Below are 17,077 nucleotides of genomic sequence, written 5' to 3' on the forward strand. Positions count from 1 at the left end.
CGTGGTGCCACCCAAATTCCGGATCGTCTTGTTCGACAGATCCGCTCATAAACGGTTAACGCCCGTTACACGCATATCGGCTACTCCATGCAAGCTCTGTTCAACAAAGCCATTCTCGTTCGCCGATTGTTCTCCGGAAGGTCTCTTCATCCAGCCACCATAAGGATGCTTGCAGCCTAGGCATCCATCTCTGGGTACGTGCACGGGATTACTTGGTTCCATCAACAAATCATTTTTATGATATTAAGGCTTAATACTACCTGTATACGGCCGAAAAGTCAAGCAAACATTTCCTCCACAAAAGCAATCCAAGCCTTAGCGGCCAGTGATAAATATCCTTCCCGCTTCCATACCATGACCAGCTCCCAAGGAATAACCGGATCGGTCAACGGCACAGAGCTGATTTGCTCCGAATCGAGCGCTCGGCAGATCGTCTCCGGCAGCATGGCAATACCAAGATCGGACGCCACCATCTCCGTTATGAAATCCCATTGCGAGCTTTCATAAACGATGTTGGGTGCAAAGCCGGCATCACGGCAATGACCGATAATTCGGTCATGAAGCGTAAACTCATTGCTGAAGAGTATAAACCGCTCAGATGAAAGCTCGGATAAGGCGATGGACTTTCTGCCCGAGAAGGGATGGGAAGCTGGCAGAATGACGTTTAGTTTCTCTCTAACGAGAGGTATTGATTCAAAGAGCTCTGTGTCCACAGGAGTCAGCACGACGCCAACATCGAGATTGCCGCTGCCTACGCTTTCTTCAATCCGGACTGCGCCGTATTCCACCATTTGGACGGAAATACCCGGATAACGCTCCTGAAATTGCTTGAGCACCGAAGGAAAAAATCGCGAACCCGCCATCGGCGGCAATCCGATCGAAATCGTACCTTTCTGCAGGAAAGAGAGATCGTTAACTTCCGCCGTCAAGCTGTCGAATAATTGCAGAATCGGCTGCGCATAGCGGTACACCACTTCACCTGCATCCGTCAGCTTCACCGTTTTGCTATCCCGGTTGAACAACTCGAAGCGCAGCTCATTCTCCAAATTACGGATCGATTTGCTGATTGTCGGCTGAGCGATATGCAGCGATTCTGCCGCTTTGGTAAAGCTGCGCTGCTTGACGATTTCATTAATGTACTGCAAATGCCGGATATCCATGTGCGGCTCTCCTTATTTATCATAGCAAAATGGAATGTAAATCATTCTGTATATTCATTTTACCTATAATACAGCTTGCAGTACACTAAGAAAGCAACTAGAAGAGGAGCTGAATTAAATGTTCAAAAAAATGCTGCGCACGATCGGGCAAGTTCTGCTGCTCATCATCATTTCCAAACTTTCAGCTCTCGCCGTTCATCTGCTTCAATTGCCCATTCCAGGCAGCGTTGCAGGTATTGCTGTATTATTCACCCTGCTGAAAACAAAACTATTACGCATCGAATGGGTCGAAGCCGGAGCTGCCTGGCTGCTCGCCGAGATGCTGCTGTTCTTCATTCCATCAACTGTGGGGATCGTTAATTATAAAAGCTTGATCGTCTCCAGCGGTCCATTGATCCTGCTCGCCATTATCGGCAGCACGGTTGCTGTCATGTTCTGTGCTGGAACCATTGCACAGCGGATTGCACCTAATGAGGCTGCTGATACAGGAGCTGTAGGCGGTGGCGGAACACGGGGACAAAGTGAAGGAGGCGTTGCGGGATGATCGAGGCTTCGCTATGGCTGCTGGCTACGATTGCCGTATATGCGGGCGCAAAACGGCTCTACCGCTTTTATCCGAAGCTGTGGCTGACTCCGCTTCTAATCACGCCAGCCATTATTATAATCGCTATCGAGCTGTTAGGCGTGCCATTCAAGCAATACAATAACGGTACAGGTGTGTTAACCGATATGATTGAGCCCGCTACCGTCGCCCTCGCCGTCATTCTTTATAAGCATCTTGATGTGCTGAAAAAAAATTGTGCTGCTCATTGCGGTTAGCGTCAGCTCAGGTGCTATTGCAGCTATTATCACTTCCGCCGGGTTAGCCCGGCTGCTTGGGCTGAACGCCCAGATGATGGAGACGCTCGCCCCGCGCTCGGCTACAACGCCGATTGCGCTAGCCGTCTCCGACATGCTTGGCGGACTGCCAACCATTACCGCTGTCGCCACGCTCATTACCGGCTTGCTCGGCATGATCGTTGGCCCTTTAATCGTTCGCTGGTGCAGGATTCGGAGTCCGATTGCACGGGGCGTCCTCTTCGGAACGAGTGCCCATTCCGCAGGAGTCAGCAAAGCATTCGAATATGGCCCGATAACGGGATCGGTGGCGGGCATCGCCATGCTGCTGACTGCTTTCGTGACGCTCTGTGCGGCGCCTTGGATTGTATCTTTGTTTGTATGAAATGAAAGGCAGTATCAAAGGATCGGTAATCCGGTCTTTGATACTGCCTTTTATTGTTATGGCGTTTATAGTCCGGTAAAAAGAAAAAAACCTACAAACGAGTTGTAGGTCCAAGAAATTTATATTTTTAAAAAGGGGGTCGAGTTCTATTATAGGTTAACGATATTAAGGAACGATTATAAAATGATTACAGCATTATTACAAAATAGAAAGCGGTTGCGAAGCTCCGTGGATTCGGCCCATGCTGCCGTTCGGGCTCCGTGGTTTCGGTCCATGCTGCCGTTCTTGATTGCCATCGATCGTTAACTCGATCAGGAATGCAATCATCGAAAAGTCAGCCTGAACTCGAAACCACTCCGCCTGCGGGTAAAGATAACTGCAAGTACAACCCGCAAACCCGATGAATTGAGCTAATGCAATATCACGTTTTGTAAAACCCGGCTCATCCGTCTGTTGGAGATCGACAGAGCTTCCTCCCTGCTATTTGAAGGGGCACTGAACATCAATCCGTCCTCCGCTGTCCAAACGCCTGAGGATGAATGCTCCTGTCGATCAAAGATAGCAATTGTTACTTCACTGAAATCTGAACTGGCATAGAGCGTACCATAACTGTAGATGACGGGAAGGCCCTTATCATTATAGTGATATATAATGACGCCCGATCCATCACGCTGCAGTTTGATTTCTAATTTTCTATATTTTTCTGGTACGGGAATATCCTCACCTGATATATCTATCGTTCCAATAAATGTTCTCTGACCGGTAATACTTTTCTTCACCTTGCCATCGATTTTTAGCACCGCAGACTCCGAGACTGGAACATTTTCTTCTCCTAGCTGATATTTAAATCCTTCTAAACTAACTTTATACTCTCTAGCAATGTATAGAAAACAAATTAATAAGACAGCAATTATAATACCAAGTATCGTTAGAGGTAAACCTAATTTCCTTTTCATAACTTAGCCCCCCCTCCTCCTCTTGGTTAAAACAATTATAGTCTTATTTTCTATCTATATCCATATTTATCTATGTATTTCACCTTTATCTTCTGTCCTTATTCTCTTCACTCCGGATCACATAAGATCAAAATGCAAAAGTACATTTTGCCAAGCGCTTTTTCAGCTTAAATTGCCTTCAAAATGCAAATATACAGTTTGATTGGGCTAAAATAAGCCAAATTGCCCTTTTGGGGCCATTTCACCTGCACTTTTACATTTTGATCGCCTTTTCAGCCTAAAAATGGCCAATCAAAATGTACTTTTGCATTTTGACATACCCAACCTCTAATAATGACGAAATTGTCCGAAGTGAACCGCCTTATACTCTGCTGCACAATAAAAAAGGCGTCCCATCCTGGAACGCCTCCCACCCCACCCACATCTCCATTTAACACACATTAAGTTGGTGCTATTCACTGGGCTGATCGTGCTTCGTACCCATTGGGGTCAATGCCCACTCTTCGGCTGCTTCGATGTCGCCTTCGAGCTGCGACCAGATCAGAGCCTCTCTGCGGTCGGCATGGATCAGCCTGCGTGCTGTCCGCTCCATGCCTTGCTCCTTGCGGGATTGATGCATATGCTCGGGACTCCTTCGCCTGATGGTTGGCAAGCTCGTCCCTTGAAACTAACCCAACCAGCAAAAAAGGGACGCGCTGCCGCTGTCCCTAGTGTTGCCCGCTTCCGGTGTTCGCATTCAAGTTAGATCAGCCGCAGTGCGAATAGCTGCAACTTTCCCAATTGGCTATAACTTTGAGCTAGTAGCCTAGCCTTAAACCGGTTTAACAGACTTCTCGATTCAAACAGAATTATAATGCTGAAAGAGAACTGTGCAAATTATCTGCTTCTCTGCCCGTGTGACGATGTCATGTTAGATGAAGCAGGAAATACGCCCCAGCCCCGCTCTCAAGCCTTGCTATCCACAATAAGCGTAACTGGCCCCCAGTTGACGAGCGATACGTCCATCATGGCGCCGAACACGCCAGTCTCCACCTTAAGTCCCGCCGCCCGCAGCGCCTCATTAAACCGCTCGTAGAGCGGTTCAGCCTGCTCCGGTCTTGCAGCGGCCATGAAGTTGGGCCGCCGCCCTTTACGGCTGTCGCCGTATAGCGTAAACTGCGAGACCGATAGAATCTGACCGCCGATATCCGTGACGGAATGGTTCATCTTGCCATTGTCGTCTTCGAAGATTCGCAAGCCAGCCACCTTTTCGGCCATCCAGCGCACATCCGCATCCGTATCCTCATGAGTTATGCCGACAAGCAATACGAGGCCAAACTCGATTGCTCCGGTTACTCCCCCGTCAACGGTCACTTCGGCGCGCTTGCTCCGCTGTATAACTACTTTCACTGCCGTAAACCTCCGATTAGCTGTTCATAATCCGTTGAACCGAATAAATGTCCTGCACCCGCTTGATCTTCTCCACAACGGAAGACAAGTGGTCGATGTTGCGGATAAGCACCGTCATATGAATCATAACCATTTTATTTTTAACCGAACGTCCCGTGACAGCCGATATATTGGTCTTGCTCTCCGATACTGCCTGCAGCACTTCATTCAGCAGACCGTCACGGTCATGACCGGCAATTTCAATATCGACACTGTAATTGGACTCAATTGAAGCTTCCCATTCCACTTCAATAACGCGTTCCGCTTCCTCGCCATCCGTGCCGAACGGAATGTTCTGGCAGTCCATCCGGTGTACGGAGACGCCGCGTCCGCGCGTTATATAACCTACAATCTCATCACCCGGCACCGGATTGCAGCAGCGTGCAAAACGAACGAGCAAATTATCGATCCCTTTAACCGTAACGCCATGCGTTGGACGGTTTTTGCGGCTGCTCGCTTTCGATTCCTTGTCGATGATAAGCTCATTGCTTTTCTCGGCTTCCTTGCGCAGCTTCTCCGTCAGCTTCGTACAGATCTGAGCAGCAGTAATGCCGCCGAAGCCGATCGCACTCATCATATCCTCAATATCATTGAACGCGAATTTCGAAGCCGCTTCCTGCAGCTTATCATCCGCCAGCCACACGTGAGGCTCCAATCCAAGCCGCTTTAACTCGCGCTCCAGCATATCGCGTCCTTTGGCGACGTTCTCTTCACGCTTCTCCTTCTTGAACCATTGGCGGATCTTACTCCGCGCATGGGAGGATTGAGCGATTTTGACCCAATCTTGGCTAGGTCCATAAGAATGCTTGGAGGTCAGAATTTCGACGATATCGCCGGTTTTCAGCTTATGATCCAGCGGCACAATCCGGCCGTTCACCTTCGCGCCAATAGTGCGGTTGCCAACCTCTGTATGAATCCGGTAAGCAAAATCAAGCGGCACGGAGCCGGCTGGCAGCTCGATGACTTCGCCGTTTGGCGTGAAGACGAATACCAAATCGGAGAAAAAGTCCATTTTGAGCGATTCCATAAATTCAGCCGCGTCGCGTGTTTCGTTCTGGAGCTCCAGAATTTCGCGGAACCAGGACATTTTATCCTCGAAATTGCCTCCAGGAACGAGCGAGCCTTCCTTGTATGCCCAGTGGGCCGCAATGCCGTACTCCGAGGTACGGTGCATATCAACGGTCCGTATTTGCACTTCCGTCGGTTCCCCGTTAGGCCCGATTACGGTCGTATGCAGGGACTGGTACATATTCGCCTTCGGCATCGCGATGTAGTCTTTAAAGCGGCCAGGCATCGGCTTCCACAACGTATGAATAATGCCTAGCGTCGCATAACAGTCCTTAATGTTCTCCACGATGATGCGAATGGCCATCAGATCATAGATTTCATTAAACTGCTTGTTTTTCGCCGTCATTTTTTTATAAATGCTGTATATATGTTTAGGGCGTCCGGAAATATCTCCTTCAATGCCCATTTCCTCAAGCTTTTCTTTAATGCGGAAAATAACGTCGGAGATGAATTGCATCCGTTCCGCCCGTTTTTTCTTCATTAGATTGGCAATGCGGTAATATTGCTGCGGATTCAAATAGCGGAGGGCAATATCCTCCATCTCCCATTTGATCGCGGAAATACCGAGCCGATGTGCAATTGGACAAAAGATTTCCAGCGTTTCGTAAGCGATACGCCGCTGCGCTTCCTCTGACTGGAATTTCAGCGTACGCATATTATGGAGCCGGTCAGCCAACTTAATGAGAATGACACGGATGTCTTGAGCCATCGCCACGAACATTTTGCGGTAATTCTCATTTTGCTGTTCTTCCTTCGAACGAAAACGAATCTTCTCCAGCTTTGTTAAGCCGTCGACAAGCATTGCGCAGGTTTCGCCAAATTTCAACCGCACGGTCTCCAAATCCACAGTCGTATCCTCAACGACATCATGCAGCAGCGCTGTTATAATCGACAGCACGTCCATCTGCATATCGACCAATATATCGGCTACCGCAACCGGATGCAATATATAAGGCTCCCCCGATTTGCGCACTTGTCCATGATGGGCTTGCTCCGCAAACTCATAGGCTTCCCTTATGCGTAATAAATCTTGTTCCTTCATATAGGCCGATGCCTTTTCGAGTAACTGCTCAATGCCCATGAAAATTCCCTTTCTGAAAACAGCCTACGGTTCGACTCCGATTCCGCATTTTCCGAGTTTTCTTAATATTATCCTGTAAGAGCGGCGTTGCGTCAACTATGGAGTCATGGTAAAAGCCCGAAAGGCGTTAACTTTCCGAATTGGCGATTGGGTGAATCTGGGCTGGGATCATCACCTGAACACAAGTCCATTCACCCGGCTCGCTATCGATTGCGACGCCATACTCTTTGCCATAGTAAAGCTGAATACGCTCGTGTACGTTACGGATGCCATAACCATTTCGCTCCGCAGCAGCCGTCTCGCTAAATATGCCGTCAATTGTCGACTGCGGCATACCGCTTCCATTATCGATAATCTGGAAGCAGATTGCCTCGTCCTGCCAGCCCCCGACAATCCGAATCTGAATCCGGTCGCCACGCCACGCATGCTCCAAGGCATTCTCAATAAAGGGCTGTAGAATGAGCTTAACGGCCGAATAGGGAAGAATTGAAGAATCGATCTCATAGATAACCTCGACCCGCTCCGCATATTTAATTTGCTGAATGTCCATATAGGCCTTCACTTGCTCGATTTCCTTCGCGATCGGAATGATTGTCTGCCCTTCGTTCAGCGTCAGTCTGTAGAATTTAGCCAGATTCATCACCATCTGATGCTGCTTGTCCACCTCGCCGAATTTGGCAAGACGGCTAATCGATGAGAGCGTGTTGTATAGAAAATGCGGATTAATCTGCGCTTGCAGCACTTCAAGCTCCGCTTCTTTTTTCCTAAGGTTCGTCACATACACCTCTTCAATCAAGCTTTCTGTCTTTTTCCCCAGTTCATTAAGCGAAGCTGCAATCGTCGTAAACTCATCATTACCGCTGTATTGGATACGTCTGTGGAAATCTCCTTGACGAAATGACTGAAGCACGGACACGACCTTCAGAACACGGCGGGAAAACGTACGGGATACAAAAGTTGCGACGAAAGAGATAACGATACAGCACAGCAGACAAATGACGATCGTAAGCCTGTCTACCTTCTTCCTGTCCTCTTCGAATACAGAAGACGGAATCAACGCCGTCAATTTCCACCCCAAGCCCGGAAGTGTCTGATCGATCGTCAAATGGCTTCCACTGCCTGCCTCGTTGCGGAATTCATCCTCCGACCGAATCGCACTGCCCGATGAATATAGCAGATGACCGCTTTCATTCGTAATGACAAGCGTGCTGTCGCCTCCGATTTTATGAAAGTCAACACTTTGGAAGATGTCGTCCAGATAGGTACTGATCCGAACAAATCCGATTTCCTTAAGCTTAGTCGGGTCCGTTGTATCGACGATGCGCCGCAGCAGCGAGATCCGGCCGTATTTGGCATCGTCCTCTACCTGCTTCCATTCCATCGTCTCCCCGAATTTTTCCTTCGGAAAATTAGCATACCACTCCTTATTCTCAATACGCTTCAAATGCATCACATCAAAAAACCGGCCCTTAATGCTTAACGGATCGATATTCGAGCTGTCATAATAAATTTCCGGCAGCGTTTCATTGCTGAAGTAGATGCTTAGCCATACGTTTCGGTTGGTCGATTCAATCGTCTGCCAGAACTTCGGCATGAGCAGGTTGGTTGTCGCTTCATAGCTCACCCATCCCTCCTCGTAATGCATAAGCTGTTTCGACAGCTTAGAATCGAAGTACAATAAATCCGAAAGTCTAATCGTATCGTCAATCTTGTACATCATGTTATCTTGAATTTGCTGCAGTGTGCCCTTAATCGCTGTTCTCGTCTGCGTACGAATGGAATCTACCATAATGGAATTAGCGATATAGCCGAATATAAATATCGGGATGATAATCAGCAGAACGTATGATACGAGAAGCTTCACGCCAAAGGGAATGAAGCTTCGTTCCTGTTTATGCATAGGGACCCCGGCCATCGTCAAATTTTTCTCCTGAATTCGATCGGTGTCATACCGAACGTCTCTTTGAATTGTCTGCTGAAGTACGGCATGTACCGGTATCCCACAAGATCGGCAACCTCATAGATTTTTACCTTTGGATCTTTAAGCAGCTCTCCTGCCTTCTCCATTCGCAGAGAAATGACATATTCACTGAAGGTTTTCCCCGTTTCTTCCTTGAACATTAACCCCAGATAATTGGGCGAAAAACAGAAGTGGTCTGCGACCTCTTTAAGCGTCAAACTCTGATTCATATGCTGCTTCATATATTGGATCATCTCATGAATGAGCTTCGTATTCTTCTTTAGCTCGCCGCCCGAATTGGAAAGCGGAGGCACAATGGCAGCGGTTTCTTTCTTTTGATGCTGAATCGCCTGCATATACGTATCCCTGAGCTGCTGTTCCTTTGCTTGACGGTCCCGTTCCTGATTCAAGTCCTTCGTTATCGCGGCAAGCGCCTTAATGAGCTCGTTATCATCCATCGGCTTCAGCACGTAGCTATAAGCTTTCAATGACAACGCTTGCTTTACGTAGTGAAAATCTTGATAACCGCTTACAAAAACAATCCGCAAATCATTGCATCTGCCCGAATCAAGCGCTTTGCGAGCGAGCTCCAGCCCGGACATGCTCGGCATATGGATGTCCGACACGAGAATATCAATTTCTTTCTCCATTAATACATCATAAGCGGCAAAGCCGTTATGGACGGCTGCGACCACTTCCAGCCCCAGCTCGGTCCATGGAATGAATGTGCGCATGCCTTCTAGATCTAACACTTCATCATCCGCAATCAATACTTTATACATGGGATCATCTCCGTTTGAAAAAGAATAGAAATGAAGGGACAGGCTCAAAACGGCATCGCCGTCCTTGACAAGGACGGCGACCGTTTTTACCTATTATAACCCGAGATAATGCCCGATGTTAATTACCTTGCATGCTTTTCAGGTTTTCTTGCCATTTTGCAGTTTTGTAAGCGAGCAGTTTTTCATAGCCAACCGCTTGCGCGTCTTTCTCCGCTTTATCGAGGATCGAGAGAACTTCCTCGTCGCTTTTTGCATAAAGAGCTTTGGCTCTAGCTTCTTTATAAATCTCCTCGAAGCTTGCTGCAATGATGCCCTCCTCGGAATCCGGAGCCGGCGCCATGTTGATGAATTGCGTCGCGTTGTCCTGCGTTTTCCAAGTAATCTCGTTTTGCCAACGAGCTTCCCAGCTTTGTTTGTCAACTGGAAGCGTGAGCTCATGCTTCATCTTCGACTTATCGATAAATACGCTGTTACCGTTCCATTGGAAGTTAACCGTCGCATCCATCATTTTCGTACGGCCTTCAACGTCTGTATCGTAAGCTTCCGTGAAGATAGGAGCACCATCTTCGTCATGTCCGTTCCAGTACTTGCCTTCAGGTCCCCAGAACAATGTCCGTGTGCCTTCAGGTCCAGTCAGGTAGTCCAGGAATGCGAAAATTTTCTCAGGGTCTTTAGCGGATTTCGTAATGACACTTACGTTCCAGCCCAGTTGCGTGTACGTACCCGTCCACACTTTGTTTTTGTCTACGCCAGGTTTGTGAACCGGCCAGATCATGATGTAACCATCGTTAGGATCTTTCTTCTTCAGCTCAGAATCGCCTACTGCTCCGTACTCTGTCGGGCTTGCGCCTGCAAATACAGCAGCTGTGCCGTTATAAGCTTGCTCTTTCACTTGGTCTTTCGTTTGCGTCAACGCGTCCTGCGTCATCAGCTTCTCGCGGAACAGCTTGCTTGCATATTGCATCGATTCGCGGAATACCGGATCTACAAATAGCGAAGTCAGCTTGTCGCCTTGCGGTACAGCTCGGTTTGCCACGTAAGCTGGCGTGTAATCATTTGCAAAGCCGCCGAACAATACGTCCAGACCTTGACCGTCAATCGCCAAATCCGGGTTAAACGGCGTTACATTCGGATATTTTTCTTTCACTTGCTTCAAGTAATTGTAGAAATCGTCAGTCGTCTCAATGACAGGCGAACCAAGCGATTCATAGATTTTTTTGTTGACCAGGTAACCGGAGTTACCGATTGGCTGCGACGTGTACCAGTTCGGGAACTGATAGATTTTGCCGTCGCTGGAGCGAAGCATGTTGATCGCTTCTTCGCCTACCCACTTTTTAAAGTTCGGATATTTATCCAGGTACTCGTCGAAAGGAACGAGCATGTCGGCTGCGCGCAGACGTTCTACATCAGCGCCGCGGTCCAGCCAGATCACATCCGGCAGTTTGCCGGAAGCAATCATTGTGTTCAGCTTTTGAGCTGCATTGCCGCCGGATTGAATGGCCGTAATATCAATTTTTTATTTTCTTTAATCCATTTTGTCGCTTCGTCGCCGCCCCAAGGTGGCATGGTGTACCAGTCATAATGTCCATAGAATGAGAAATTAAGCGGCTCGCTGCCAAGCTCAAATCCTGCAGCAGCCGTCTCACCGCCGCTATCCGTTGTCGCGCTAGGGGACGGGCTAGAATCAGCAGGTTTATTCCCATTGTTTCCTTTGCCATCATTTGAACTGCTGCAGCCTGCAAGCGCCGCAACTGCTACGAGCATCAAGGCCAAAACTAGAAATACCGATTTTCTCCATCTGTTCATTCTGTAAACCCCTCTCTTCATTTAATTATGTTCAGCGGAAACGGATTTGTCGACCATAAGGTCTACCGATCCGTTTCACGTTGAAGATAAAGCAAGCTACTCTTTCAAAGATCCGACCAAAACGCCTTTTACAAAGTACTTCTGCACGAATGGGTATACCATGATGATCGGCAATGTTGCGACCATCATCGTGGCCATCGACAGCGATTTGCTTGTAATGCTCTTCATCGAGGAAAGCCTGCTTTGCGAAGCGGAGTCAAGCTGCGACATCTGCTCGCTCATAATATTGGAATTCAGAATTTGCTGAAGCATCGTCTGAATAGGGATAAGCTTTTCGTTGGTAATATAAATACTTGGATAGAACCAGTCATTCCAATGTCCAACTGCAGTGAACAGGGCGAGCGTCGCAACGACCGGACCCGACAGCGGAAGCACGATCCGGAAAAACGTCGACCAATAACCGCAACCGTCAATTTTCGCCGATTCTTCCAGACCGGCTGGAAGCCCATTGAAGAACGTACGGAATATAATCATGTTCCATACACTAATCAAGCCAGGAATGATGAATACCCAGAATGAATCCATCAGGTTAAGGCCGCGAATAACGAGGAACGTCGGGATCAGACCGCCGCTGAAATACATCGTGATGATGCAGGCAATCATATAAAACTTGCGTCCCATCAGCTCGCGCTTCGTCATGCCGTAAGCGAATATCGCGGTCATTAGAATCGAAGCGACCGTTCCAATTACGGTTCGCTTGACTGAAACAAAGAAAGCTTCCAGTATCCGTTTATCTTGAAACACGACTTCATAGTTCTCGAGAGTAAATGCACGAGGCCAGAACGTAATGCCGCCAAGCGCCGTATCCATCCCTTTGTTCAATGAAATAACCGCTGCGTTCCAAAACGGATAAAAAGTAGTAAATGCAATGACTGCCAATGCTGCGTATACGATTACAGTTAAACTTCGGTCGCCGAAGCTTGCTTTTATTTTCACGGCTGCCGTGCCTCCTTCACCAATCTCATGCTGTTGCTGCTAGTAGGTTCTACCATAAGCTGTTGCCAGTTCTGCGAGCTAGCAAGTTGGCAAAAGTAAGCAAGCCTACGCTAATTATCGCCTTGAACAAGCCAACCGCTGTGGCGTAGGAGAAGCGCTGACCGCTTATACCCGTTCGGTATACATACGTATCAAGCACATCCGACACCGGCCTTAACACCGGATTGACACCGAGGAGCAAGAGATCCTCGAAGCCCGCGCTAAGCAGATTGCCAATAGCAAGAATCATAAAGATGATGACGACAGGCATAATCGTTGGAATCGTAATGAGAAAAATCTGCTTGAACCGGCTGGCACCATCAATGGAAGCCGCTTCATACATGCTGGGATCAATGCCTGCAATCGCGGCCAAGTAGACGATGGAGCCAAAACCGATTTCCTTCCAAACCCCTGTCGTAACGATAATGGTCCAGAAGTACTCCGGTATAGCGAGAAATCCGATCGGCTCGTCAATCAGCTTGACCGATTGAAGCAACATATTCAAACTGCCGTTTTCCGTCGACAATATCGAGATTGCAAAACCCGAAACGATAACCCAGGACAGAAAATGCGGCAAATAGCTGACGGTCTGTACAATTCGTTTGAAATACATGTTTTTCACTTCGTTAAGCATAAGGGCCAGTACAATCGGCGCCGGGAACCCGATGACCAGCTTCAGAAAGCTGATAACGATCGTGTTGCGCATTACCTTGTAAAACTCGGGGGCATTGAAGAACATTTCGAAATGCTTGAATCCTGCCCACGGACTGTCTAGGAACCCCTTGAAAATGTTGTAGTCCTGGAAAGCCATAAGTACGCCGTACATCGGAAAATAACTAAATACAAGAATCAGCAGAAGCGCCGGGATTACCATTAATTGCAAATCCCACTGTTTAATTAATCTGCCCAGTTTGGTCTTCTTCTTGAGCGCTTGTTGTCTCTCCGTTACTGCTGCTATCTCTGCCATCTTATTCCCTCCCTCACATGTCTAATTGTAAGGGGGGATGTTCAACGTTTCTATTTGCCTGACCAACGATAAATGATACTTTTCAATGAAATGTTACTATTCATCACATTATTGCATAGTATAATCACCTTTTTGCAGAAAAAGCTGAAATTGAATCCGTTTGCAAAAATTAAGCGAAAAAATGAATCCGTTTCCAGCTAACATGAGTCTTCCGTAATCATTATTAAATGACATATATCTAACATTAGTTGAGATTTATCAATTGCTATAATTATTTCCAGTGATTTGTAGTAAAAAAATCCGTTTTATATCATTTATGCCCCCTTTCATAGGCAACAAAAAAAGCCACTCCTTTGAGTGACTCAGTAAAAGATTTTTTATATTTTCGTTTATCAATGACAAATCGACTTTTCGCTTTTCACCGTCATCTACAATTAGTTCTTCAATCTCAGATTCTGCAACTTTCAAATTGTCACTCCACGCCAACCGATTAATTTCCATTTTTATGTAATATCAATAAACTACTTGCGTATAATATATCGTTACATACTTTTTCTTAATTGACAATTCTAACTGTGAAGGGAGGTGATTTCTATGAAAAAAATCGTTTTAATTCTATTAATCGCTTGTTTCTCTTTCTCTACTCATGCATTTGCCGCCTACACAGCGACTTCGCATGAATTGACGGTATATCAGCCAGCTCAGTATAAATTAAATGCTGCTGTATGGAGTGGAACTAACGATACAGTTGTCCTTTCGTTATATTCCAAATCGCCGCTTGGTCAACTTACCAAAGTATTTTCCACTACTGTCAATATTACTCCATCATCGAGTCCTGTAGACATATCGGTAGGATATCTTGCCCCAGGTACTTATATTCTTAAGGGAGATTTCCAAGGATCTAGCGGTGGTGTAGAGCCAGCTAGCTTGCATCAAGTTTATTAACCAATAAAAGAGCGACCAGGCGGATGACTTCTACCGTTTGGTCGCTCTTATTTTTCACTATTCTTATTCGTATTTAATAAGTGAAGCCACTTCAATGCCGTCCAATTTGTCCCGGCCGGTCAGATAAGTAAGCTCTATCAGGAACGCTGCGCCGACAATTTCTCCACCAAGCTGGCGAACCAGATCAATAGAGGTTGCAATGGTGCCGCCTGTCGCAAGCAAGTCATCAGCAATGAGCACACGCTGGCCAGGCTGAATCGCATCCTTATGCATGGCAAGGCTGTCTTTGCCGTACTCGAGATTATACCCCGCCTCAATCGTCTCTCCCGGCAGCTTGCCTGGCTTGCGGATCGGCACGAAGCCCACGCCAAGCGCCAGTGCCAACGGTGCGCCTACAACGAAACCGCGGGCTTCAGGGCCGGCGATAACATCAATCTGCAGATGCTCGACGAGCTTGCGCATTTCCTCGATGGCAGCGCGGTAAGCTGGGCCATCCTTCAAGAGCGTCGTAATGTCCTTGAAACGGATGCCAGGCTGCGGATAATCAAGAATTACCCGGATATAATCTTTAAAGTTCAAACTCATTTAACATTCAATCCCTTCTGTTCGTACAGCTTCATTATGCCAATTCTTCATAGATGACATGCGGCGCAGTCTCAGCCTTGCGCTTCTCCGACCGGTAATGCGCAGAGGTGCTTAAATCACGCTTCTGCGGAGACGGAACGACCGTGACGTATTCATTATCTATCTCGATAAATGCCAAATCACGAAATACGAGCAGCATCATTCCCACCGTCTCAGGAGCCCAGCCGCATAAAGGAGACAGCCGCTCCGTAAGCCCTGCTAACGGGACATGCTGCCACTCCCGCAGCAGCTGATACACTTGCCCAAAATGCTGCCGTTCCGGAAATTTCACCGCATTCTCACCAGCGTACAAGTCCTGAATGAGCAGCTGCGGCTTGCGCTGTCCGTTCCATTCATTAATCGATAGTTCGCCGATCAAATCGACAGGCATGCCAATCTGCAATTGGCCAGACAACTCTCCCATGCTGAAGCCGACAGCTTCCAGCGCAGCACGGCTGCGCGAGTCATTATTGCGAAGTGCAAGCTTCAAATGCTTGGAATCCTTGCCCATCGTGCGGCGTTCCGCAAGCTCCGCTCCTTGAAACAATAAACGCGGAGACGGATTTCCTGCACCAAAAGGCTCCAATTGCGACAGTTGAGTAATCGTATCCACACTTGCATCGCGGACATCGCATACAAGATCCACAGATGTCTTGGGAATCCAATCCTGCTCCGTCAGCCACTGATCAGCCAGCGAGCCGAGACGGCTCTCCAGCTCCGCTAAACGATCACGGTGCAGGCTCATGCCCGCCGCTGCCTGATGCCCGCCATAATGGTCCAGCAGCTCATCGCATTCAGTTAGCGCAGCATGCAGGTCGTAGCCATCAATAGACCGCGCTGACCCTTTACACATGCCGCTCTCGCCGTCTATTCCGAGGATCACGACCGGCTTGTAATGACGCTCCAGCAGCTTGGAGGCAACGATGCCGATGACACCGACATTCCAGCCTTCACCGGCCAGCACAATAACGGAGGGAACAGGTCTTCCCTCCGTCTTTGCTGCCGAACATTTCTCATCCCATCGCTGCGCGGCTTCCTTCGTTATGCTCTCAACGATACGCTGCCGTTCCTTGTTCAACACATCAAGAGAGGATGCTGCAAGAATGGCATCATCATAATGACTCGTTGTCAAAAGTTCCACAGCCCGCTTTGCATGATCAAGCCGCCCTGCCGCATTAATCCTCGGAGCCATACTGAAAGCAACCGTTGTAGAGGTTACCCCTTCCAGCTCGAAGCCTGCGGCTTCCGCTAACGCGCGAAAACCGATATTGCCCGTGTCACGCAATCGTTCTAAGCCACAACGAACGATATAACGGTTCTCGCCGACCAGCGGCATAATGTCTGCAATCGTGCCTAGAGCAACAATATCAGTCCACTCTAACGGTACCCGCCCCATCAACGCCTGCGATAGCTTGAAAGCGACACCGACACCGGCCAGTCCTTTGAACGGATAGGTGCAATCCTCAAGCTTCGGATTGACGACCGCGCATGCATCGGGAATCTGCTCCGGCGGCTCGTGATGGTCGGTTACGACAACGTCGAGACCCAGCCCCTTGGCAAATTCAATTTCTTCATACGCGCTTATACCAGTATCTACCGTAACGATAAGCTTCACGCCTTCGGAAGCTGCAAGCTCAAGTGCTGCACGATTTAAGCCATAGCCTTCCAGCGCACGATGCGGGATATAATAATCGAAATGATAGCCAAGCTCCCGGAAGACATGAACGAGCAGAGAGGTGCTTGACACCCCGTCTGCATCGTAGTCTCCGTATATTCGTATTTTCTGGCCTTTGTCAGCCGCTTCCTTGATCCGGGCAACCGCCTCGGTCATCCCTTTCAATAGATACGGATCATGCAGTTGTTCATCTCCGCCCCGAAGGAAAGCTTCCGCCTCTTCAACCTTGCCATAACCCCTTTGTACGAGCAGCTTGGCAACGAGAGGCGGAACATCCAGCTTCTCTCCCAGCAGATCTGCGGCCAATTCATGTTCACTGCTCCAAGGCGCTAAAATCCAGCGTGTCTTTGCTTGTATCACGCCGAGTT

General features: G+C 48.2%; 16 protein-coding genes and 1 pseudogene. 4 read left to right on the forward strand and 13 right to left on the reverse strand.

The annotated features are described in order from the left end of the window. Positions 1 to 278: 278 nt before the first annotated feature. Positions 279 to 1,160 carry a LysR family transcriptional regulator gene (locus TY10_RS14400; protein ID WP_042164659.1) on the reverse strand — a complete coding sequence of 294 codons (882 nt, stop codon included), beginning with the start codon at positions 1,158 to 1,160 and terminating at the stop codon, positions 279 to 281. A 118-nt stretch (positions 1,161 to 1,278) separates the two neighbouring features. Between TY10_RS14400 and TY10_RS14405 the strand changes: the two genes are divergently transcribed. The 3 genes from TY10_RS14405 to TY10_RS32075 are packed head-to-tail and all read left to right on the forward strand — an operon-like array spanning position 1,279 to position 2,382. Next, positions 1,279 to 1,704 (forward strand): CidA/LrgA family holin-like protein, encoded by a 426-nt coding sequence (locus tag TY10_RS14405; RefSeq protein ID WP_042164661.1) that lies wholly within the window; start codon positions 1,279 to 1,281, stop codon positions 1,702 to 1,704. Then, entirely contained in the window at positions 1,701 to 1,979 is a 279-nt protein-coding gene (locus TY10_RS32070; protein WP_272945296.1) for an LrgB family protein, read from the forward strand. Before TY10_RS14405 ends, TY10_RS32070 begins: the two co-directional genes overlap by 4 nt. Then, on the forward strand, positions 1,960 to 2,382 hold the full coding sequence (locus tag TY10_RS32075) for an LrgB family protein (RefSeq protein ID WP_272945297.1): 423 nt from the start codon (positions 1,960 to 1,962) through the stop codon (positions 2,380 to 2,382). Before TY10_RS32070 ends, TY10_RS32075 begins: the two co-directional genes overlap by 20 nt. Positions 2,383 to 2,792: 410 nt before the next feature. On the opposite strand, the gene TY10_RS14415 is transcribed toward TY10_RS32075, so the two are convergent. From TY10_RS14415 to TY10_RS14455, 10 genes and pseudogenes are all read right to left on the reverse strand, one after another. After that, positions 2,793 to 3,338: a hypothetical protein gene (locus tag TY10_RS14415; RefSeq protein WP_042164664.1), complete on the reverse strand. Its 546-nt coding sequence runs from the start codon at positions 3,336 to 3,338 to the stop codon at positions 2,793 to 2,795. A 451-nt stretch (positions 3,339 to 3,789) separates the two neighbouring features. Continuing rightward, on the reverse strand, positions 3,790 to 3,957 hold the full coding sequence (locus TY10_RS31030) for a hypothetical protein (RefSeq protein ID WP_202903190.1): 168 nt from the start codon (positions 3,955 to 3,957) through the stop codon (positions 3,790 to 3,792). A gap of 326 nt (positions 3,958 to 4,283) precedes the next feature. After that, positions 4,284 to 4,727: a D-aminoacyl-tRNA deacylase gene (gene dtd, locus TY10_RS14420; protein ID WP_042164667.1), complete on the reverse strand. Its 444-nt coding sequence runs from the start codon at positions 4,725 to 4,727 to the stop codon at positions 4,284 to 4,286. A gap of 16 nt (positions 4,728 to 4,743) precedes the next feature. After that, on the reverse strand, positions 4,744 to 6,915 hold the full coding sequence (locus TY10_RS14425) for a RelA/SpoT family protein (RefSeq protein ID WP_042164670.1): 2,172 nt from the start codon (positions 6,913 to 6,915) through the stop codon (positions 4,744 to 4,746). A gap of 127 nt (positions 6,916 to 7,042) precedes the next feature. Beyond that, on the reverse strand, positions 7,043 to 8,830 hold the full coding sequence (locus TY10_RS14430; RefSeq protein ID WP_238327640.1) for a cache domain-containing sensor histidine kinase: 1,788 nt from the start codon (positions 8,828 to 8,830) through the stop codon (positions 7,043 to 7,045). A 2-nt stretch (positions 8,831 to 8,832) separates the two neighbouring features. Continuing rightward, entirely contained in the window at positions 8,833 to 9,657 is an 825-nt protein-coding gene (locus tag TY10_RS14435) for a response regulator transcription factor (protein ID WP_042164672.1), read from the reverse strand. Positions 9,658 to 9,775: 118 nt separating this feature from the next. Continuing rightward, positions 9,776 to 11,463: pseudogene (locus tag TY10_RS14440) on the reverse strand (extracellular solute-binding protein). Between the two features lie 96 nt (positions 11,464 to 11,559). Further along, a complete protein-coding gene (locus TY10_RS14445; RefSeq protein ID WP_420329406.1) occupies positions 11,560 to 12,459 on the reverse strand; it encodes a carbohydrate ABC transporter permease in 900 nt (299 codons plus the stop codon). 49 nt (positions 12,460 to 12,508) lie between these two features. Next, the gene (locus TY10_RS14450) at positions 12,509 to 13,372 is read right to left on the reverse strand and encodes an ABC transporter permease (protein WP_420329408.1); all 864 of its coding nucleotides are present in this window, start codon (positions 13,370 to 13,372) and stop codon (positions 12,509 to 12,511) included. A gap of 351 nt (positions 13,373 to 13,723) precedes the next feature. Further along, positions 13,724 to 13,933 carry a hypothetical protein gene (locus TY10_RS14455; protein WP_042164676.1) on the reverse strand — a complete coding sequence of 70 codons (210 nt, stop codon included), beginning with the start codon at positions 13,931 to 13,933 and terminating at the stop codon, positions 13,724 to 13,726. A 126-nt stretch (positions 13,934 to 14,059) separates the two neighbouring features. Here TY10_RS14455 and TY10_RS14460 point away from each other — a divergent pair, with 126 nt between their 5' ends. Further along, positions 14,060 to 14,410 carry a hypothetical protein gene (locus TY10_RS14460; protein WP_042164678.1) on the forward strand — a complete coding sequence of 117 codons (351 nt, stop codon included), beginning with the start codon at positions 14,060 to 14,062 and terminating at the stop codon, positions 14,408 to 14,410. Positions 14,411 to 14,473: 63 nt separating this feature from the next. Here TY10_RS14460 and TY10_RS14465 read toward each other — a convergent pair whose 3' ends face one another. Both TY10_RS14465 and recJ read right to left on the reverse strand, forming a co-directional pair. Further along, complete coding sequence (locus TY10_RS14465; protein ID WP_042164857.1) at positions 14,474 to 14,989, reverse strand: adenine phosphoribosyltransferase; 516 nt, start codon at positions 14,987 to 14,989, stop codon at positions 14,474 to 14,476. A gap of 40 nt (positions 14,990 to 15,029) precedes the next feature. Then, entirely contained in the window at positions 15,030 to 17,069 is a 2,040-nt protein-coding gene (gene recJ, locus TY10_RS14470) for a single-stranded-DNA-specific exonuclease RecJ (RefSeq protein WP_042164680.1), read from the reverse strand. Positions 17,070 to 17,077 lie beyond the last annotated feature (8 nt).

This window comes from Paenibacillus gorillae (assembly GCF_000513275.1).
Lineage (GTDB): Bacteria > Bacillota > Bacilli > Paenibacillales > Paenibacillaceae > Pristimantibacillus > Pristimantibacillus gorillae.